Below are 18,528 nucleotides of genomic sequence, written 5' to 3' on the forward strand. Positions count from 1 at the left end.
TGCTTCAACAGGGAACGGGCCTTGTCGACAGCCGGCTCTTCGCCACTGATTTCGATTTTCATGCCGCGGCTTGTAATGGTCACATGCAAAGCATCTTCCAGCATCTTCAGATGCTTATCCTGTGATCCAAATAATTGAGGCAAAACGGATGCGTCCATCACTTCAATTTTCTCTGTTTTATTCACTTTATCGGTCAAACAAGCTACACTCCTCTTTTTGGGAATTTTTTTCACTGCTTATTGCCAATAGTATAACATAAAGAGGCGTGGCTTATGAAAATATTTATCCCCTTGCGTTCAACACGACATTTCTGGACGACAAAAAAATGGAATGATACGGAGATCATCCCATTCTTTATTGATTAGTCTCTAAGAATTTTAGAAAGTAAGCATCCGGCTATTAGAATTTACGCTTTCTAGCAGCTTCAGATTTCTTCTTACGTTTCACACTTGGCTTTTCATAAAATTCATGTTTACGAGCGTCTTGCATAGTTCCAGTTTTTGAAACAGTACGTTTAAAGCGACGAAGAGCATCATCAAGAGATTCGTTTTTACGAACAACTGTTTTTGACATTAAATATTCCCTCCCTCCGAGCATTAAAAGTAACGTTTCCTTTTGAAAGTCAAGAAATCAAAATGAAATTGTTCTTTTGATATTATATCATAGGGGGAAGCAATTGCAACGTTTTATTGCAAAACTAAAAAGTGTATCATCCGACTGAGCGAAACCTGCACTCCATTGGGCACAGGGAAGCCCTATGCATTTGCCAAACATTTCTTGCAGATTCCAAATATTTCGAAGCGATGGGACGAAATTTGGCACCCTTCCAACTGTTGCTCAAAGAAATCCATCGGACACATCTGCAAAGCAATTGTCATCCCGCATTGTTGACAAATAAAGTGATGATGATGGTGCCCCTCGTGCAAACAAGTTATTCGGAACAACTTTTCGTTGTTCAATTCTGTTTCTTCCAAGATACCAACTTCCACAAAAGTATACAGGTTACGATATATCGTGTCATAGCTGAGTGTTGGATATTCATCCTGTAACGCATGCAGAACAGCTTTTGCAGACAGATAGCGGTTAGCTTCCACAAAAACCGTAATGATATCTTCTCTTTTTTGGGTATATTTATAACCTTGTTTCTTTAATTGCTGCAATGCAATGGTTACGGTATCTACCGGCATCATTTTCCCTCCCGACTCTATCAATTTCAAATTGACTATAGTATATTATTAGTGAGATTGCAATCATTAAGATTTAGAAAGGACGAAATTATATGGAGCAACCAGAGCAACATGACCTGCATTTTGTCATCATATCCGATTCGGTAGGAGACACCGCCAGAAAAGTCCTTCAGGCTGTCTTAGCACAATTCCCATCGATAACTGTTCATATGTATCATTATCCGTTCATTCGAAAAATGAAAGACTTGGAGCCTGTATTAGTAGAGGCCAAAGAGCTGAAAGCATTTGTCATCCATACTTTGGTCGTCGAGGATTTGAGTGAGTACACGGACAGTTTCTGCGCTGCAGAGGACTTGCCGTGCTATAATATATTGAGAGCAATGGTCAGGGATATCAGCGAAATGACCGGGCAGCAACCCATACGGAGCGCAGGCGCACTACATCGCTTGGATGATGAATACTTTAACCGGATCAGTGCCATCGAGTTTGCCGTCAAGTACGATGACGGGAAAGATCCAAAGGGTTTTTTGGATGCCGACTTGGTCCTTCTTGGCGTTTCCCGCACTTCAAAGACGCCGCTCTCCATGTTTTTGGCGAACAAGACCATTAAAGTCGCAAACCTGCCGATTATGCCGGAAGCTTCAGTGCCTGACGAAATTTGGCAAGTGGATCCTAAGAAAATCGTCGGATTGACCAATGATGCAGAGGTATTGAATAATTTCCGCAAAGAGCGGATGATTGCCTACGGGTTGTCACCGGAAACCATCTATTCGGACATGGACCGCATCCGGGCTGAGTTGGAATACGCCTATGAATTGTACAACAAATTGGGTTGCATCGTCATCAACGTCTCCAAACGTTCTATAGAAGAAACAGCCGCCATCATCATGAGCAGCATCGAAATTTCCGATACAACCATTATAACCTGACATAAAAAGAAGAGGACCCGGATTAAAATCCGGGTCCTCTTCTTTTTTTATATTCATTGCAGCAAGAGGTGCGTTAGAACCCTCTGCTGGATCCACCGCCTCCGGAAGAACCTCCACCTCCGAAGCCACCCCCTCCGCCAAATCCACCGCCACCGAAACCGCCTCCGCCGTATCCTCCACGATGATTGTTGCCGCGATAACCGCCTCCGCCTCCGCTAAGAAGCAACCACCACAACGGATTCATTCCACCACCACGTCCACCGCGACCGCCCCTGCCTCTGCCGCCAAAAAAGAAGGACAACAGCAAAAGGATGAACAGGAATTGGACGAGTGATGCGAAGAACGATGAATCGCCTTCCGCGTATTGCGTTGTATCGACTGGATAGCCGGAGAAAATCACTTCGTCATCATATTGGTATTCCTGATTGACGACAACTGCCGTCTCAGTAAAGATTTCTTTCAGACCGCCATCGAAATCATTGGCCGAAAGATACTCCAGATGATTGTCCAGAATTCTACCGGTTCTACTGTCCGTTAGGGCACCTTCCAGACCGTAACCGATTTCGAAGCGGATTTCCCTTTCCTCCAGAGCCAACAAAATCAGCACACCATTATCAGCATCCGCCTGGCCAATTTTCCACTTTTCGAACAGATCGACAGAATACTCCTCGATTGTCTCACCCTGCAGTGAATCGACCACTGCCACGACAACTTGGGGTTTTTCTTCGGTCAATTCATACTGCTCATTCACGCTCATGATGAATGTTTTTGTTTCTTCGGAGAGCGTACCGCTTGGATCATAGACATAAAATTCGGTTGTCGGATCAGGTAACTCTTGCGCGTTTTTGGATGGCGCGAACACCAGCGAAAAGAAGAATGCTCCCAAAACCAAAAGTAGTTGCCATCGTGCCTTTTTCCTCATTTGAAACAAAGCATCATCAACCCCTCAATTATTCGTCGTCTGTATTCAAGTCTACACTAGGTGCGGTTTCAGCGCCGCTAACCGCTTCAAAATAAGATTTTTCATCAAATCCGAAAAGTCCTGCCATGAGCGATCCAGGGAACCGTTTGACTTTGTTGTTATATTGTTGCACAGATTCGTTGTAACGATCCCTTTCGACAGAAATCCTATTTTCGGTGCCGGCCAACTCATCCATAAGAGCCGTCACTTGTTCGTTTGATTTCAGTTCCGGGTAGTTCTCTACAATTACCAACAGACGCGAGAATGCGGATTCCATTTCGTTGCTGGCTGCAACCTGTTCTTCAGTCGTCTGAGCACTGCCGATTCTTGCGCGGGCATCAGCGATTGCACCGAATACTTCCTGTTCTTGTTCCATAGCGCCTTTTACCGATTCCACCAAGTTGGGGATCAGATCATAACGTCTTTGTAGTTTGGTTTCCACATTCGCCCATTGTACATCGACATTACTTTCCTCCGTCACCAAACCATTATAAGAGCTGATCAATGGCACGCCCAACAGCAACACCGCAATAAACACTCCAATTAAGCCTTTCAACCAACCTTTCATCATTCCATCTCCTTTATTCTTTCATTTTGTGCTTACATACAATTATCCCTGGTTTAAGGCAAAAGCGCATCCATCCAAAGATGTATTTCTTACTGGTTCAGTATGTCCTCCAATAAACTCGGATTGAATATCTGCGACTTCAGCATATCCAATTCGAATCTGTAAGGCGCCTTCTTGTTCTTTTTGTCCTCGCCCACAAACGGCGTTTCCAATATTTTCGGCAAATCCTGCAGTTGCGGATGGTGAACAATTTTATTTAAGGTTTCGAAGCCGATGGTGCCGAACCCGATATTCGCATGTCTGTCTTTGTGGGCCCCTCTCTCGTTTTTCGAGTCGTTGACATGGATCATTTTCAAACGTTCCAGTCCGATGATGCGATCGAATTCTTCCAAAACACCGTCGAAGTCCTCTTTGACATTGTAGCCTGCATCATTCGTATGACATGTATCCAGCGTTACGGACAACTTGTCGTTATAGATTACGCCATCCATGATGGCAGCCAACTCCTCAAACGTCCGGCCGATCTCCGTGCCTTTTCCGGCCATAGTCTCCAACGCAATCTGCGCTGTCTGACTGGGCTCCAGCACTTCATTCAGGCCCTTGATGATCTGTTTGATGCCTATCTCGGAACCTGCACCGACATGCGAACCTGGATGCAGCGTAATCTGTTTTGCGCCCAGCGCTTGCGCCCGCACGATTTCATCGCGCAAAAATCCGATTGCGAATTCAAAATGATCCGGTTTGGTTGTATTTGCCAAGTTGATGATGTAGGGTGCATGGACGACCAGTTCAACCAGACCATGCTTCGCCATGTAGTCCATGCCTTCCGGAATATTCATTTCATCGACGCTTTTTCTCCGGGTATTCTGCGGAGCGCCTGTGTAGATCATAAACACTGAAGAACCGTACGATGCTGCCTCCTCTGCGGAACCCAACAGCATTTTTTTCCCACCCATAGAAACATGTGAACCTAGCTTTAACATATCTTCACCCTTTTATTATGTATTATCCTAAAAAGCATTTCCGTCTCATACAAAACAAGAGACGAAAAACAAGCCTTATGATACGATTATTGTATCATAAGGCTTGTTTCCCTTACCATCAGATGCTCTTTTTAGTGCAATTGTTAGTCCAAGGTTAGTCTAATGAAGCGATTTTCAGGCTCAATTCTTTCAACTGAGCTGCGCTTACTTCACTTGGAGCGTTCGTCATCGGATCGAAAGCTTTCCCGTTTTTAGGGAACGCAATCACTTCGCGGATGTTCGATTCGCCAGCCAACAACATGACCAAACGATCCAGCCCTAAAGCGATGCCGCCATGCGGTGGGAACCCGTAATCGAATGCATCCAACAAGAAACCAAACTCCGCTTCCGCATCTTCTTTGCTGAAGCCAAGTGCCGCAAACATCTGCTCCTGTACTTCCCTTGTGTAGATACGCAGAGATCCGCCGCCGATTTCATAACCGTTCAAGACGATATCATAGGCTTGCGCATAGACTTCTTCCGGATGATCGACTAATTTGGCAAGATCTTCATCGTTAGGACGAGTGAACGGATGGTGCATTGCAGTGTAGCGTTTTGCGTCCGCATCGTACTCAAGCAATGGCCAATTCACAACCCAAACGAAAGAAAATTGGGATTTGTCGATCAGATCAAGATCGCGGCCGAATTTCAGGCGCAGCTCTCCTAATGCTTGATAGACGATCTCTTTTTTATCAGCAACGAACACCAGCAAGTCGCCAGGCTCCGCATCCATCAGTCTGATCAATTCTTCGCTGTCTTCGGTGAAGAATTTCGCTACTGCGCCTTTCAGTCCATCCTCTTCGACTTTCATCCAAGCCATGCCTTTTGCGCCGTATTGTTTGGCGTATTCGATCAGGTTATCCATATCTTTGCGCGAATAGGCATCGGCTTTGCCTTTGACGTTCAAGCCGCGGACTTGGCCGCCGTTTTCGCGGGTCGCTTTGAATACGTTGAATGAAGAAGTTTTCGCAAATTCATTCATGTCGATCAGTTCCAATGCGAAACGGGTATCCGGCTTATCGCTGCCGAAACGGTTCATCGCTTCATCGTAGGAAATACGAGGGAATGGAGCCGGAATGTCTTTGCCCAACACGTCCTTCATGACTTTCTGAAGCATGGTTTCGGTGATTTCCTGGATCTCAGCTGCAGACAGGAAACTGGTTTCGATATCGATTTGGGTGAATTCCGGCTGTCTGTCGCCACGCAGATCTTCGTCGCGGAAGCAACGCACGATCTGGTAATAGCGGTCAAAGCCAGCGCCCATAAGCATCTGTTTGAACAGTTGCGGTGATTGCGGCAGTGCGTAAAATTCGCCTTGGTGGACACGTGATGGAACAATATAGTCACGCGCACCTTCTGGAGTCGATTTGGTCAAATAAGGTGTTTCGATGTCCATGAAATTCAAGCCATCCAAATAATTGCGGACAGTACGCGTCGTTTGGTGGCGAATTTTCATGTTGTTCATCATCTTGTCTCTTCTTAAATCGATGTAACGGTATTTCATGCGTAATTCATCCGATACGTTCAGATCGCCTTCGATATAGAACGGCGGCGTTTTCGCTTTCGCCAAAATCTCCACGGATTCCGCTTCGATTTCGATCGTGCCTGTGCCGATGTTCGGGTTGATCTGATTTGCTTCACGAAGAACTACCTTACCTTTGACCTGCAGGACATATTCCCCACGGATCGTTTCCGCAATGCGGAATGCTTCTTCGTTGAACTCTGTGTTGAAAACGACTTGGACGATACCTTCGCGGTCACGCAGATGGATGAAGATCAATCCACCTAAGTCTCTTCTTTTGTTAACCCAACCATTGGCAACAACAGTCTGTCCAACGGATGCTTCCGTCAATAATCCGCAATACTCTGTTCTTCTATCCATTTTCACTACCCTTTTCTGTATGTTCTAGTCTTCTTTTCCGAAAAATTCATTAAAAGCCGTCATATCGGCTGTCTGTGTTTTGTATACTTTATCAAAATCCGCGTAAATCTCGGTCAACGCCACTTTCTGCTCTTTGCCGGTCGACATCACTTTGAATTGTACTTGTTTGTTGTTCAATTCATCCTCGCCGATTGTCAGCACTACTTTGGCCCCGTTTTTCGTCGCGGTCTTGAATTGCGCTTTGGCTTTGCGGTCATGGAAGTCCCGATCAGCCGAATACCCTGCTTGGCGTGCATTTTGGACCAATTTCAAGGATTCGATGTTCGTAGCTTCTCCCAAACCGACTACATAGACATCCAACTCGGATAGTTTCGGTACATCGACTTGCTGATCCTTCATCAAAAGAATCAATCTTTCCAAGCCCATCCCGAAGCCAAACCCTGGCACTTCCGGTCCGCCGATTTCCTGAACTAAGCCGTCATAGCGGCCACCGCCGCAGATGGTCGTTTCCGCCCCGAAAACTGCGGATGCACTCATGATTTCAAAGATGGTATCCTGATAATAATCGAGTCCGCGAACCATATTGCTGTTGATCGTGAAGGGGATTTCCAATGCCAGCAGCATTCCCTGGACCGATTCAAAATGCTTCTTCGAATCTTCCGAAAGGAACTCCAAGATGCTCGGTGCCTGGGCGACGATTTCCTTGTCGCGTTTGTCTTTGCTGTCCAACACGCGCAACGGATTCTTGTGGAGACGGGTCTGGGAATCTTTGCTCAATTCATCATGGAAAGGTTCCAAATAGGCAATCAAGGCTTCGCGGTATCTGATCCGATCTTCCGTCTTGCCCAACGAATTGATGACCAATTTCAAATCGCTCAATTCCAATTCCTTCAATATATCCCATGCCAATGCCATCGTTTCGACATCGGTCGCTGGATTGATGCTTCCGAAAACTTCGACACCCAGTTGGTGGAATTGACGCATTCTTCCGCCTTGCGGTCTTTCGTAGCGGAACATCGGGCTGATGTAATAGACTTTCAGCGGTTTCGGATGTTCAGGACCGAACAGCTTGTTTTCGACGTAAGCCCGGACCACGGGAGCGGTTCCTTCCGGCTTCAATGCGATGTGTCGTTCGCCTTTATCGTAGAAGTCATACATTTCCTTCGATACGATATCACTCGTATCGCCGACCCCTCTTGAGAACAGTTCATAACTTTCGAACATTGGGGTACGGATTTCTGAAAATTGATAGTCATGCAATAAAATCCGGGCTGTTTCTTCCACATATTGCCATATTTCTGCTTCTTGCAAAAATATGTCGGCAGTCCCTTTTGGTTTTTGAATCATTTTTATAACCATTCCTTTCGCTTCATACTGTCTTCTGTCTGAAAAAAAGCAAAAAAATAGCCCTCTTTCCATCATGGAAAAGGACGATTAGTCAGACGTGGTGCCACCTTTATTCGAAAGCATAGCTTTCCTTTAACGAGTAACGTTCGTGGCGTAATAGCTTTTCACTATTAATCCTCCAACCTGTCTTTCGAATAAACGTTCGGGAGTGCTCTCAGCCGCGGCAATCCTCTCTGAATCAAACCAATCTATTCTACTTCGATCTTCACTGGACATTTATAATTTCCTTAACGATACAAGATAAGCACCGAATTGTCAATACTGTTTTCATCATATTTCCACTTTCCGGGCTAACGCAGCGGCACGCCTGCTACTGTGATGGTTTCAGGAACAATTGCAAATGCAGCGTTGGAAGGTTACGATGCGGTTCTGTCTTGTTCATAAAAGCAACACAACTATAATTTCTGAAAAGGCTTTGCAATGGATACCGTATCTTTGCTATAATGATAGAAGAATTGAACAATTTTTGTAAATTTTATGCATCCCAAACCAGAAAGGAGACAATCAGTGAAGACTATCGCAAAAAATAGACACCTGTTCTTCTTGGCGCTTGTTTTGCTATTTGTCGGATTGGGCTCCTTCGGTACGGTAGCATTAGCCAACTATACTACAGTCAGCATCTCCGCCAGCATTGTAAATGTTCGATCCGGTCCAGGATTGTCCTATGACATTATGACGCAAATTCAAGGCGGTTCCTCAGTCAATGTTCTGGCCAATAAGAACGAATGGTATAAAGTTAGGCTAGCGGACGGAAGAATCGGATGGGTGGCCAGTTGGCTGATCAACAACACCGAGATCGCGGCAACATCCGAATTACTGGCAACAATACTGGTGCCCTCTGCCAACGTTCGAAAAGAGAACAATGAAACATCCGAAGTTGTCGGAACGGCCAGTGAAGGCGAAAAATTCGCTCTGCTATATGAGGAGAACGGTTGGAGCCAAATCCAATACAACAATAAAGTCGCTTGGATTCTGTCTGAACTGATCGAAATTTCTCCTGGCAGCATCCAGTTGGCGCCGGAAACAGTCGATACTACAGCGGTTGTTGCAGACGACGCCAATCCAAAAGTCCTCATCACGATGGATGGCGTAAATGTCCGCAGCGGGCCTTCTACCGGCAGTGACATCCTGTTCATTGCCGAAAAAGATGAAGAGTACGAATTGATCAGCGAATCCGGTGATTTCTATAAGATCCTTTATGAGGGAAACAAGGAAGGCTACGTCGCCTCCTGGTTGGTGGAAACATCCGAGTCGCTCAATACGCCCATCACTGCGTCATCCACCACCACACTTGCCGAAGCGACCATCGTGATTGATCCGGGCCACGGAGGAGAAGATCCCGGTGCGGAAGGAACTTATATTTACGAGAAGGAAGTAACACTCAAAACCGCTGAAGCGGTGGCTGATAAATTACGCAGTGCCGGAGCCAACGTCATATTGACGCGCACCTCCGATGTCTATGTAACTTTGGAAGATCGGGCAGAAATGAGCAATGTCAACAATGCCGATATGTTCATCAGTCTACACTATGATTCCACCGCAAGCGGTACTTCCGCGACAGGCTTCACGACTTATTATTATGATGATGCAGATATTCCATTGGCAAATTTGGTCGATGATCACCTGACTGACACTTTGCCGTTTCAGGACAATGGCTCCAAATTCGGCGATTTCTTGGTCACACGCGAAAATGATCAACCTGCTTTGTTACTGGAACTCGGCTATATGAACAATGATTCCGACGTCAAGACCTTCAATTCCGATTATTATCGCTCGCTGGTGGCAGAAAGCATCTACCAAGCACTGACTGAATATTTCCAATAAAAAAGCATAAAAAACAGAGTCGGCAGCTTGAACCTCGAATGGTTCAAGTTGCCGACTCTGTTATTTGTTTTTGGAATCGATGAGGATGGTTACGGGTCCATCGTTGTTCAAACGGACAGACATGTGCGCACCGAACTTACCCGATGACACCTGAAAGCCTTCTGCGCTTAACAACTCATTGAACGCTTGATAAAGCGCCTCTCCGATTTCCGGAGGGGCTGCATTAGTGAAGCTTGGGCGATTCCCTTTTTTGGTATCAGCGAACAAAGTGAATTGGGATATCGAAAGGATGGCTCCAGACACATCCTTCAGGGAGCGGTTCATTTTACCTTCCTCGTCCTCGAAAACCCTGAGATTCGAAACTTTACGGACGAGATAGTGGACATCGTCTTGGGTGTCGTCCTTGCCAATGCCGACCAAAAGCATGAAGCCCTCACCGATTTCCCCGATAATTTCATCATCAACAGAGACGGATGCTTCCGTCACTTTCTGTACAACAACACGCATAACTGCCCTCGATTCATTTTGATTAGGATGTGACCCTTCTGACTGTGTAAACATCCGGAATATTTTTGATTTTATCTACGATTTTATCCAGTTGACTCAAATTTTGAATCCCGATTTTCAACGTAATGACAGCGATTTTATTACTGTCGACCTTGCCGTTTACGCTGCTGAGATTTTTGGTCATCGTATTGACGACATGCAGGATCTCGTTCAACAAACCTGAACGATTATAGCCCTCGACCGTCAATTCGGTTTCGTAATCGATATTGGAGGTGCCGTTATCTTCCCACTCGACATCGATCAACCGGTCGCCGTGCTCTCCGGATACCTGAACATTCGGGCAATCTTTACGATGGACCGAGATGCCGCGCCCTTTTGTGATGTAGCCAACGATTTCATCCCCTGGGACCGGATTGCAGCAGTGGCTGATGCGGATGAGCAGATTGTCCACTCCTTGAATGACAACGCCGCCTTCATGGCGGATCTTCATTTTAGGATTGTCTTTTTTCGTTTTTTGCTCGATTGTGTCCAACTGTTGTTCCGCTTTGTGCTTATCGCGTTCACGACGGGCTTTTTCGGTCAAGCGATTGGAGACGATGAATGCAGACAGTTCGCCGAAGCCGATTGCCGCATAGAGGTCATCTTCCGAATTCACATTAAAGCGATTCAACAAATCTTTGATCGCTAGTTTGGTCAGGAACTCTTTTGGCGAAAATTCCATTTCCGTCAATTGTTTTTCCAGCATATCCCGGCCTTTGATTACATGTTCATCGCGGTCCTGCAGCTTGAAGTAGCGTTTAATTTTATTTTTTGCCTTGCTTGTGGAAACCAGGTTGACCCAATCCCTGCTTGGACCGAATGAGTTAGGGGATGTCATCACTTCGATGATATCGCCATTCTGAAGCTTGTAATTCAAAGGGACTATCTTTCCGTTGACTTTCGCCCCAATGGTTTTGTGGCCGATTTCGGTATGGATATTATAGGCAAAATCCAACGGGCCGGCACCCGATGGCAATTCAACGACATCACCTTTCGGAGTGAAGACATAGACTTTGTCCTTGAAGATATCCTCCTTGACACTTTCGACGAACTCACTGGCGTTTTTGGAATCATCCTGTAAGTCGATCAGATCGCGGAACCAATCGATCTGATGGGGCATTTTATCCGGTTCGATTTTTTTGGTGATGCCCTCTTTGTATGCCCAGTGAGCCGCAACCCCATATTCCGCGACTTGGTGCATTTCGATTGTCCGGATTTGGATCTCAATGGGCGTTCCCTGCGTCCCGATGACGGTCGTGTGCAGCGACTGATACATATTCGCTTTAGGCATGGCGATATAGTCTTTAAATCTGCCTGGCATAGGTTTCCATTTTGTATGGATGGCACCCAAAACGGCATAGCAATCTTTAATCGAATGGACAATGACGCGGATAGCCAGCAGATCATAGATTTCCGTGAATTGCTTCTTTTGGTCCTTCATTTTTCGGTAGATGGAGTTGATGTGCTTTGGTCTGCCGTAGATATCTGCCTCAATCTCCAATTCATCGATTGAATCTTTGATTTTGTTGATCGTATCTTTGATGTACAGTTCCCGTTCATCGCGTTTGCTGTTCATCAGATGAACAATCCGGTAATATTGTTGCGGATTCAGATATCTGAGCGATGTATCCTCCAGTTCCCATTTGATCCGGTTCATCCCTAGGCGGTGGGCTAAGGGTGCGTAAATTTCCATTGTCTCATTGGAAATGATCCGTTGTTTTTCCGGCGTATGGAATTTGAGGGTGCGCATGTTGTGCAGTCTGTCCGCCAGCTTCACCATGATGATCCGCAGATCCTTTGCCATGGCCATCAACATCTTGCGGTGGTTTTCGGCCTGTTGTTCTTCATGGGACTTGTACTTGATCTTCCCCAATTTTGTGACGCCATCCACTAAGATGGCTACGGTTTTGGAGAATTCACGTTCGATATCCTGTAAAGTATATTCTGTATCCTCCACAACATCATGCAAAAATCCTGTTGCAATCGTTTCTGGATCCAATTCCAAATCTGCCAATATCGCGGCGACTTGGGTCGGATGAACAAAGTACTCTTCACCGGACTTCCGCATCTGTCCGCTGTGAGCATCCCTGGCAAAGTCGCAAGCTTTTTGGACAAATGCCACATGGGTTTCATTCATATATTCCGCGCATAGCTGCACAACCTCTTCAGGCGAATAGTTTTTGATTTTCGGCATGTTGTCACTCCTGACTCTTAAGATTATGTATTTATTTACTGCGATTCCGTCTGCAAACGGAAAAGATGCTGAATATATCCTATTCTGCACACAAAAAAGTGAATATATTTCCCTTTATTATACTTTAAATCGTAACGATGCGCCATCAACATTTATCCTCTGTTTTCAACCTCAAACCTCAAAAAACCTTGAAGGACCGCTTCATAAAAAAGAAGTCACTCAAGGTTTCTTTGATCATTCGATTATTCGGATGCAGATGGAGCATCCTATGCATTTATTTTGCCGCAAGCCAACCTTCGACGATTTTCTTACCGCTGGAAGTGCCCAAGCGCGTTGCTCCGGCTGCGATGAAGGCCAGTGCATCTTCATACGAGCGCACACCGCCGCTTGCTTTTACGTCCATCACAGGTCCGACTGTCTTGCGCATCAGTGCGATATCCTCTAATGTTGCGCCACCTGTTGAAAAACCGGTGGAAGTCTTGACGAAGTCGGCGCCCGCCTTTTGAGCCAGTTGGCAAGCGATGACTTTTTCATCATCGGTCAATAGGCACGTCTCTATGATGACCTTCAGGATTGCCTTGTCTTTGACGGCTTCGACCAAAGCTGCGATTTCATGTTCGACTGTTTGATAATTGCCATCCTTCAAAGCTCCGATATTGATGACCATATCCACTTCATCGGCACCGTTCTGCACCGCCTGTTTTGCTTCGAAAGTCTTCACTTCTGCCGTATTGGCGCCATGCGGAAAACCGACGACGGTGCAGACAAGCACATCCGAACCCGTCAGGAAGGCTTCTACTTTTTTTACCCAGAAGGGTTGTACACAGACGGATTTGAAGTCGTATTCCCTTGCTTCTTCGCAAAGAGCTTTGATTTCCTCTTCTATCGCATCTTGTCTTAATAAAGTGTGATCAATATATTTGTTTAATTTTTCAACCATTATTATCCGCTCCCTTTCTTAATTCCATTTCATAAGATACTGCCGCCAATGCATATAAGGGCGCTGTTTCAGCCCGCAAAATCCTCGGCCCTAAGGCACAGCTCTTATGGCCGGCTTGTCTGAATGCCGCCAGTTCTTCCAACGTTAATCCGCCTTCAGGCCCGAACACAAACAACAACGAATCGCCTGGTTCAAGATTTTCAAGCGTGTTCACCAAGATGCTGCCCTCACCGGCCTTTGCATCCTCTTCATAGGCAATCAACACTTTGCTGTATTTTTCCGCTTCCGCCAGCAACTCTTTGAGATTGTGGACAGGGTGCACAAAAGGCTCTTTTTGGCGGTGCGATTGCTCCGCTGCCTCTTTCGCAATTTTTTGCAAGCGTTGCTGTTTTTTCGTACTTTTGTCCGCTGTCCACTTTACAACCGCATTTTTTGCTGCGAATGGGATGAAGGCAGCCGCACCCAACTCTGTGCCCTTCTGTACGATGTATTCCAGCTTGTCGCCCTTCGGTAATCCGCAGGCAATCGCTATCTTGACCGGAAGTTCCGTGGAGCGGTCTTCATCGGCCACCCACTTCAAACTGACCGTGTCTGCTGATATGTCGGTGATTTCCGCAACAAACGAAATGCCCGAGTTATCGGCTAAATAAACTTGTTCCCCTTGCTTCATGCGCATCACATGCACCATATGGTGATGGAAATCATCCGACAAAATAATCGCCTGCATTTGGTAATCTTTTGCTAGAGGCGGAATGATGTATCGTTGCATGCTTCAATCCTCCACATTTTTAGTGCAGATCAGGCAAACCCAATCTTTCATTTGCTTTTCTTGCTCGATCTCAAAACCATTGCTGACCAAAGCTGCGATCAGCTCTTCTTTCTTCGAATCGATGATCCCCGAAAGGATGAAATAACCATCATCCTTGAGGTTGTTGTAAGCATCGGGAAGCAACAGCATCAGGATTTCCGCCAGTATATTCGCAACGATGATGTCCGCTTGCTGATCGGCAATCCCTACCAAAAGGTTGTTCTCTTTGACGATGACATCCGAAGCATAGGCATTATAAGCGATGTTCTCTTTGGAAACGCGTGTGGCGATTTCATCGATATCGTAGGCATAGACAGTGTCTGCGCCCATTGCCTTGGCCGCGATGCTCAAAACGCCCGACCCGGTTCCGACATCGATTACTTTTTCGCCGCCCCGCATCACTGCTTCAAGCGCTTCGATGGACAGACGCGTCGTTGGATGCGTGCCGGTACCGAAAGCCATCCCGGGATCCAATTGAATCAGCATTTCTTTTTCATCTTCAGGCGTGTATTCTTCCCAATAAGGTACAATCGTCAAAAAGCGCGTCAGTCGGATCGGATGGAAATATTCTTTCCAAGAATTTTCCCAATCCTCTTCTTTCACTTGGTTGATCTGCAGCTCATTCTTCCCGATCTTCAGATCAATTTTTTCCAGTTCCGCCAGTTGTTCTTTGATGAACAACACAGTATCCTGGAAACCCGCGTTGTTCGGATAATAAGCCATAATGTAGACGGCATGCCCTTCTTCAGGCAACGCACGTTCCTCCTTTATCTGGCCGAAACCATCATCCTGCAGATTGACAAAGTCCAATTCGTCATCTATCGCGACGCCTTTCGCACCGGCTTCCATCAATATATTTGATACAGCCTCAACTGCTTCGGTAGCAGTCACAACCTTCACTTCATTCCATTCCATTTGCAATCACCTTTCCTATCATCAAGGGTAACGATAATACGTTTCATCATATCTTCCTATTTCCTTCAGTGTTTCGATTGTCTGAACAAAATTCTGCTCATTCCAATGCAATTCGAAGCTGGAGTCGCCTTCGTTATTCAGAAAGTCCCTGAGCTTGCTGTTAGCCTCACCAACAGTCAAGCGTATGTTCTTGACCGCTGCTTCGGCCAATCCGCCTTGAATCCCTTTTTTCCGATCAAAGGGAATACCGGTCAAGTACTCCTCTGTTTTGATTTTTGAAGAAGCACGATCATAGAACAAAACAGAATCTTCAAAAATGAACCGATCTTCGTGATTCGAATGGCCAAAAATATCAGAAATACTGTTGTCTGGAGGATAACTGACTTCTAATAATAACACAATTTCGACTGTATGGAAGGGTTTATGCCACTCCAATCGCCATTCGCAAGGCAAGTGCTGTTCTTCCAATTCCTCATGGATTTTGTCGATCATACTTTTGTCCATTTTCTTCCTCCTCGTATCTTCGTTTCGGCCTTGCCTATGCGGCTGTGTATCGCCTCCAGATGATGCTCTCAATCCATTGTAGCAAAAAACGGGAAAAAGATATATTCCGGGCTATTCAGCAGCTGGTCATTTCCCGTAAAAGGGATAATGACTTGCATGGAAGGATTTCTATAAGGGTTAGTCTGTGATATATTTAGGATAGGCAAAAAGTTGGAGGGATATTTCATGACAAAACAATCAGAGATCAGACAATCCATCGATTACTTAGTGACGCGCATCGCCCGTGATTACCAAAAAGAAGAATACCAAGACAGCTTAAAAGTCCAGATTCCATTCGGTAGAAGGGCTGAAATACTGTTGGTTGATGATTACCTCACAGCGGATGAAAAGATCATTTTCGAAGATAGCATCGATCCGGCCACAAAAAGCGAACTCTTCAAAGAGGTCCTGCAATCCAAAACGGATAAAGTCTTCAAGAGTTTTCTGTTGGAAATATTCGGCAAGCAGCCTGTTCTTAATGAAAATTTATCCATCACGACAACCAACTCCGGAAACAAGCACTACATCATCATCAATTTTCAAGGAGCCATGCCCTATTAGGCTTTCCAATCACTTAGGTCTTTCCTGAACAGCCACGGTGACAATAAAAAATTAGGTTGAGTTTATGCGAAAAGCCTGATATGATGTTGATTAGAATATTTGCTTATTAATATTACGGTTTTATGTTATACTGTTTAGGTAACAAGGACAACTAACGAGGTGTGCAAATATGGCAGATAAAAATCTAACAACTAAAGATATTCTGCAAAAAGAATTCAAAAGCGCTATGAGAGGCTATAATGTTGCAGAAGTCGATGAATATCTGGATATGATCATAAGAGATTATGAGTCTTATCAAAAAGACCTTTCTTATCTTCAAAGCGAAAATGAACGCTTGATGAGCCGTGTGGATGAGTTGACGAAGCAAGCAGTTTTAGCTAAGCCGACCCAATCGAATGTATCATCAGTCGGCAGCGGTGTAACGAATTTTGATATTCTGAAACGCCTTTCCAACTTGGAGAAACATGTATTCGGTTCAAAACTGGATGAAACCAACGAAGAAGCAAACTAGCATCAAAAAACATTTGTAAATTTCGGGTAATTGCGGTCTCCTTTATGGAGGCTGAGGAAAGTCCATGCTCGCACAAGCTGAGATGCTTGTAGTGTTCGTGCTTAGCGAAACAATAAGCTAAGGCAATCGATAGATTGACGGCAGAAAAAAAGGCTAAGGGCTCTGCCTATGCCTGAGTATTCTTGAAAGTGCCACAGTGACGAAGCAGACGGGGAAACCTTTCTGGTGGAACGCGGTAAACCCCTCGAGCGAGCAACCCAAACTTTGGTAGGGGCACTCTTTCCAAGGAAATGAACGAGGGAAAGAGGCAGAAATGCAGATAGATAATTACCTCCGCCATCAGAGGCCTGGCTCCGATGGCGCGACAGAACATGGCTTACAGAAATTTACAAATCAGGTTTTTTTTCTTCAAAAAGAATATGATCGAGGATGGGACAAGCTAATTTTTGTCCCATTTTTCGTGCATTATCCGGCAATTTCTAAGGCAAAACTATAAGGAGTTATCAATGAAAACATATCAATTAATGGCTACGGCCGCAAGCGGCATCGAAGCCATCACCGGCACCGAGCTGAAAAAAATGGGCTACAACGTCCAGGTCGAGAACGGCAAAGCCTACTTCTCCGGTACGGAAGCGGACATCATCACTACCAACCTGTGGCTGCGCACTGCTGACCGCATCAAAATCGTGTTCGGCAAATTCGAAGCAAAAACTTTCGATGACCTTTTCGAGCAAACGAAAGCTTTACCATGGGAACAAATCCTACCGATGGATGCGGAATTCCCTGTTTCCGGCAAATCGCAAAAATCGACCTTGTACAGTGTCCCCGATTGCCAAGCGATCGTCAAAAAGGCCATCGTCAACCGCCTGAGCGAATATTACCACCGTCGTACCCGTTTGCCTGAATCCGGCGCGCTCTATCCGATTGAAGTGGCCATCAATAAAGATGAAGTAATCCTGACGATCGATACGAGCGGTTCTAGCCTTTTCAAACGCGGTTACCGTTCCGAAAAAGGTGGTGCACCCTTGAAGGAAAATATGGCAGCAGCTTTAGTGATGTTGACCAATTGGTTCCCTGACCGTCCCTTCTATGACCCGACTTGCGGTTCCGGCACGATTCCGATCGAAGCGGCTTTGATTGGGCTGAACATCGCTCCTGGATTGAAGCGCTCCTTCCCTTCCGAAGAATGGAACATTTTCGAAGAAGGTTTATGGGATCGCATCCGCAATGAAGCAAAAGCTGCTGCGAACTTCGATGTTAAATTGGATATCGGCGGTTCGGACATCGATCCGCATGTCATCGCCATCGCAAAGAGCAATGCCGAAAAAGCGGGCGTTGCGGAATATGTCACTTTCAAACAACTGGCTTTGGCCGACTTCACCACAACCAAGGAATACGGCACGATCGTCTGCAACCCGCCATACGGTGAACGCCTTTCTGATCAGGATGAGATCGAGATACTCTACAAAGAGATGGGCCAAGTTTTCCGTCCGATGAAGACATGGAGCAAATACATCCTGACAAGCGAATTGCTTTTCGAAGAATTCTACGGCGAAAGAGCCACGAAAAAACGCAAACTCTACAACGGCAGATTGCGTACCGATTTCTTCCAATATTGGGGAACGCGCCCGCCAAGAATCAAAAAAGAGCTTGACGTTAACGAAACCAAAGAAAAATAATTTTTGTAAATAAAAAAAGCAGTCTGAACGCCCCGCATCAGCGAGGGAGTT

General features: G+C 45.7%; 18 protein-coding genes, 1 other RNA gene and 1 pseudogene. 6 read left to right on the forward strand and 14 right to left on the reverse strand.

The window, feature by feature from the left end; genetic code table 11:
- The 3 genes and pseudogenes from WBM30_RS05420 to WBM30_RS05430 all read right to left on the reverse strand — a co-directional run.
- Window positions 1–197: pseudogene (locus WBM30_RS05420) on the reverse strand (PhoH family protein); the annotation flags it as partial.
- 202 nt (window positions 198–399) lie between these two features.
- A complete protein-coding gene (rpsU, locus tag WBM30_RS05425; RefSeq protein WP_424899737.1) occupies window positions 400–573 on the reverse strand; it encodes a 30S ribosomal protein S21 in 174 nt (57 codons plus the stop codon).
- Between the two features lie 182 nt (window positions 574–755).
- Window positions 756–1,187 carry a Fur family transcriptional regulator gene (locus tag WBM30_RS05430; protein ID WP_424899738.1) on the reverse strand — a complete coding sequence of 144 codons (432 nt, stop codon included), beginning with the start codon at window positions 1,185–1,187 and terminating at the stop codon, window positions 756–758.
- A gap of 92 nt (window positions 1,188–1,279) precedes the next feature.
- Between WBM30_RS05430 and WBM30_RS05435 the strand changes: the two genes are divergently transcribed.
- The gene (locus tag WBM30_RS05435) at window positions 1,280–2,116 is read left to right on the forward strand and encodes a pyruvate, water dikinase regulatory protein (RefSeq protein ID WP_424899739.1); all 837 of its coding nucleotides are present in this window, start codon (window positions 1,280–1,282) and stop codon (window positions 2,114–2,116) included.
- 73 nt (window positions 2,117–2,189) lie between these two features.
- On the opposite strand, the gene WBM30_RS05440 is transcribed toward WBM30_RS05435, so the two are convergent.
- From WBM30_RS05440 to hisS, 5 genes are all read right to left on the reverse strand, one after another.
- Window positions 2,190–3,038: a TPM domain-containing protein gene (locus tag WBM30_RS05440; RefSeq protein ID WP_424899740.1), complete on the reverse strand. Its 849-nt coding sequence runs from the start codon at window positions 3,036–3,038 to the stop codon at window positions 2,190–2,192.
- Window positions 3,039–3,066: 28 nt separating this feature from the next.
- Window positions 3,067–3,648 carry a LemA family protein gene (locus tag WBM30_RS05445; protein WP_424899741.1) on the reverse strand — a complete coding sequence of 194 codons (582 nt, stop codon included), beginning with the start codon at window positions 3,646–3,648 and terminating at the stop codon, window positions 3,067–3,069.
- A gap of 86 nt (window positions 3,649–3,734) precedes the next feature.
- Window positions 3,735–4,628 carry a deoxyribonuclease IV gene (locus WBM30_RS05450; protein WP_424899742.1) on the reverse strand — a complete coding sequence of 298 codons (894 nt, stop codon included), beginning with the start codon at window positions 4,626–4,628 and terminating at the stop codon, window positions 3,735–3,737.
- Between the two features lie 154 nt (window positions 4,629–4,782).
- A complete protein-coding gene (gene aspS / locus WBM30_RS05455; RefSeq protein ID WP_424899743.1) occupies window positions 4,783–6,549 on the reverse strand; it encodes an aspartate--tRNA ligase in 1,767 nt (588 codons plus the stop codon).
- A gap of 24 nt (window positions 6,550–6,573) precedes the next feature.
- Complete coding sequence (gene hisS, locus WBM30_RS05460) at window positions 6,574–7,896, reverse strand: histidine--tRNA ligase (RefSeq protein ID WP_424899744.1); 1,323 nt, start codon at window positions 7,894–7,896, stop codon at window positions 6,574–6,576.
- Window positions 7,897–8,463: 567 nt separating this feature from the next.
- On the opposite strand from hisS, the gene WBM30_RS05465 reads away from it, so the two are divergent.
- Complete coding sequence (locus tag WBM30_RS05465) at window positions 8,464–9,780, forward strand: N-acetylmuramoyl-L-alanine amidase (protein ID WP_424899745.1); 1,317 nt, start codon at window positions 8,464–8,466, stop codon at window positions 9,778–9,780.
- Between the two features lie 60 nt (window positions 9,781–9,840).
- Here the strand turns inward: WBM30_RS05465 and dtd are convergent, their stop codons facing one another.
- From dtd to WBM30_RS05495, 6 genes are all read right to left on the reverse strand, one after another.
- Entirely contained in the window at window positions 9,841–10,287 is a 447-nt protein-coding gene (gene dtd, locus WBM30_RS05470) for a D-aminoacyl-tRNA deacylase (protein WP_424899746.1), read from the reverse strand.
- A gap of 22 nt (window positions 10,288–10,309) precedes the next feature.
- Window positions 10,310–12,520: a RelA/SpoT family protein gene (locus tag WBM30_RS05475; RefSeq protein WP_424899747.1), complete on the reverse strand. Its 2,211-nt coding sequence runs from the start codon at window positions 12,518–12,520 to the stop codon at window positions 10,310–10,312.
- A 274-nt stretch (window positions 12,521–12,794) separates the two neighbouring features.
- Window positions 12,795–13,460: a deoxyribose-phosphate aldolase gene (deoC, locus tag WBM30_RS05480; RefSeq protein ID WP_424899748.1), complete on the reverse strand. Its 666-nt coding sequence runs from the start codon at window positions 13,458–13,460 to the stop codon at window positions 12,795–12,797.
- The gene (locus tag WBM30_RS05485) at window positions 13,453–14,229 is read right to left on the reverse strand and encodes a 16S rRNA (uracil(1498)-N(3))-methyltransferase (protein WP_424899750.1); all 777 of its coding nucleotides are present in this window, start codon (window positions 14,227–14,229) and stop codon (window positions 13,453–13,455) included. The genes deoC and WBM30_RS05485 overlap by 8 nt, the downstream gene beginning before the upstream one ends.
- A 3-nt stretch (window positions 14,230–14,232) precedes the next feature.
- Window positions 14,233–15,183: a 50S ribosomal protein L11 methyltransferase gene (gene prmA, locus WBM30_RS05490; RefSeq protein ID WP_424899751.1), complete on the reverse strand. Its 951-nt coding sequence runs from the start codon at window positions 15,181–15,183 to the stop codon at window positions 14,233–14,235.
- A gap of 21 nt (window positions 15,184–15,204) precedes the next feature.
- On the reverse strand, window positions 15,205–15,687 hold the full coding sequence (locus tag WBM30_RS05495; RefSeq protein WP_424899752.1) for a DUF3013 family protein: 483 nt from the start codon (window positions 15,685–15,687) through the stop codon (window positions 15,205–15,207).
- Between the two features lie 225 nt (window positions 15,688–15,912).
- Here WBM30_RS05495 and WBM30_RS05500 point away from each other — a divergent pair, with 225 nt between their 5' ends.
- From WBM30_RS05500 to WBM30_RS05515, 4 genes are all read left to right on the forward strand, one after another.
- Window positions 15,913–16,287 carry a hypothetical protein gene (locus WBM30_RS05500; protein WP_424899753.1) on the forward strand — a complete coding sequence of 125 codons (375 nt, stop codon included), beginning with the start codon at window positions 15,913–15,915 and terminating at the stop codon, window positions 16,285–16,287.
- 169 nt (window positions 16,288–16,456) lie between these two features.
- The gene (gpsB, locus tag WBM30_RS05505; protein WP_068559682.1) at window positions 16,457–16,798 is read left to right on the forward strand and encodes a cell division regulator GpsB; all 342 of its coding nucleotides are present in this window, start codon (window positions 16,457–16,459) and stop codon (window positions 16,796–16,798) included.
- 18 nt (window positions 16,799–16,816) lie between these two features.
- An RNA gene (gene rnpB, locus WBM30_RS05510) (RNase P RNA component class B) lies at window positions 16,817–17,182 on the forward strand.
- A 122-nt stretch (window positions 17,183–17,304) separates the two neighbouring features.
- Complete coding sequence (locus tag WBM30_RS05515; RefSeq protein WP_424899754.1) at window positions 17,305–18,477, forward strand: THUMP domain-containing class I SAM-dependent RNA methyltransferase; 1,173 nt, start codon at window positions 17,305–17,307, stop codon at window positions 18,475–18,477.
- The last annotated feature ends 51 nt before the right edge of the window (window positions 18,478–18,528 follow it).

This window comes from Trichococcus sp. (assembly GCF_049684335.1).
Taxonomy (GTDB): domain Bacteria; phylum Bacillota; class Bacilli; order Lactobacillales; family Aerococcaceae; genus Trichococcus.

Bases quoted from the DNA above. Each gene is read 5' to 3' on its own strand.
- WBM30_RS05440 (WP_424899740.1), bottom strand. From the start codon at position 3,038: ATGAGGAAAAAGGCACGATGGCAACTACTTTTGGTTTTGGGAGCATTC.
- hisS (WP_424899744.1), bottom strand. From the start codon at position 7,896: ATGATTCAAAAACCAAAAGGGACTGCCGACATATTTTTGCAAGAAGCA.
- WBM30_RS05445 (WP_424899741.1), bottom strand. From the start codon at position 3,648: ATGATGAAAGGTTGGTTGAAAGGCTTAATTGGAGTGTTTATTGCGGTG.
- WBM30_RS05500 (WP_424899753.1), top strand. From the start codon at position 15,913: ATGACAAAACAATCAGAGATCAGACAATCCATCGATTACTTAGTGACG.
- WBM30_RS05495 (WP_424899752.1), bottom strand. From the start codon at position 15,687: ATGGACAAAAGTATGATCGACAAAATCCATGAGGAATTGGAAGAACAG.
- dtd (WP_424899746.1), bottom strand. From the start codon at position 10,287: ATGCGTGTTGTTGTACAGAAAGTGACGGAAGCATCCGTCTCTGTTGAT.
- WBM30_RS05475 (WP_424899747.1), bottom strand. From the start codon at position 12,520: ATGCCGAAAATCAAAAACTATTCGCCTGAAGAGGTTGTGCAGCTATGC.
- deoC (WP_424899748.1), bottom strand. From the start codon at position 13,460: ATGGTTGAAAAATTAAACAAATATATTGATCACACTTTATTAAGACAA.
- WBM30_RS05515 (WP_424899754.1), top strand. From the start codon at position 17,305: ATGAAAACATATCAATTAATGGCTACGGCCGCAAGCGGCATCGAAGCC.
- aspS (WP_424899743.1), bottom strand. From the start codon at position 6,549: ATGGATAGAAGAACAGAGTATTGCGGATTATTGACGGAAGCATCCGTT.
- WBM30_RS05430 (WP_424899738.1), bottom strand. From the start codon at position 1,187: ATGCCGGTAGATACCGTAACCATTGCATTGCAGCAATTAAAGAAACAA.
- prmA (WP_424899751.1), bottom strand. From the start codon at position 15,183: ATGGAATGGAATGAAGTGAAGGTTGTGACTGCTACCGAAGCAGTTGAG.
- WBM30_RS05450 (WP_424899742.1), bottom strand. From the start codon at position 4,628: ATGTTAAAGCTAGGTTCACATGTTTCTATGGGTGGGAAAAAAATGCTG.
- WBM30_RS05485 (WP_424899750.1), bottom strand. From the start codon at position 14,229: ATGCAACGATACATCATTCCGCCTCTAGCAAAAGATTACCAAATGCAG.
- WBM30_RS05435 (WP_424899739.1), top strand. From the start codon at position 1,280: ATGGAGCAACCAGAGCAACATGACCTGCATTTTGTCATCATATCCGAT.
- gpsB (WP_068559682.1), top strand. From the start codon at position 16,457: ATGGCAGATAAAAATCTAACAACTAAAGATATTCTGCAAAAAGAATTC.
- rpsU (WP_424899737.1), bottom strand. From the start codon at position 573: ATGTCAAAAACAGTTGTTCGTAAAAACGAATCTCTTGATGATGCTCTT.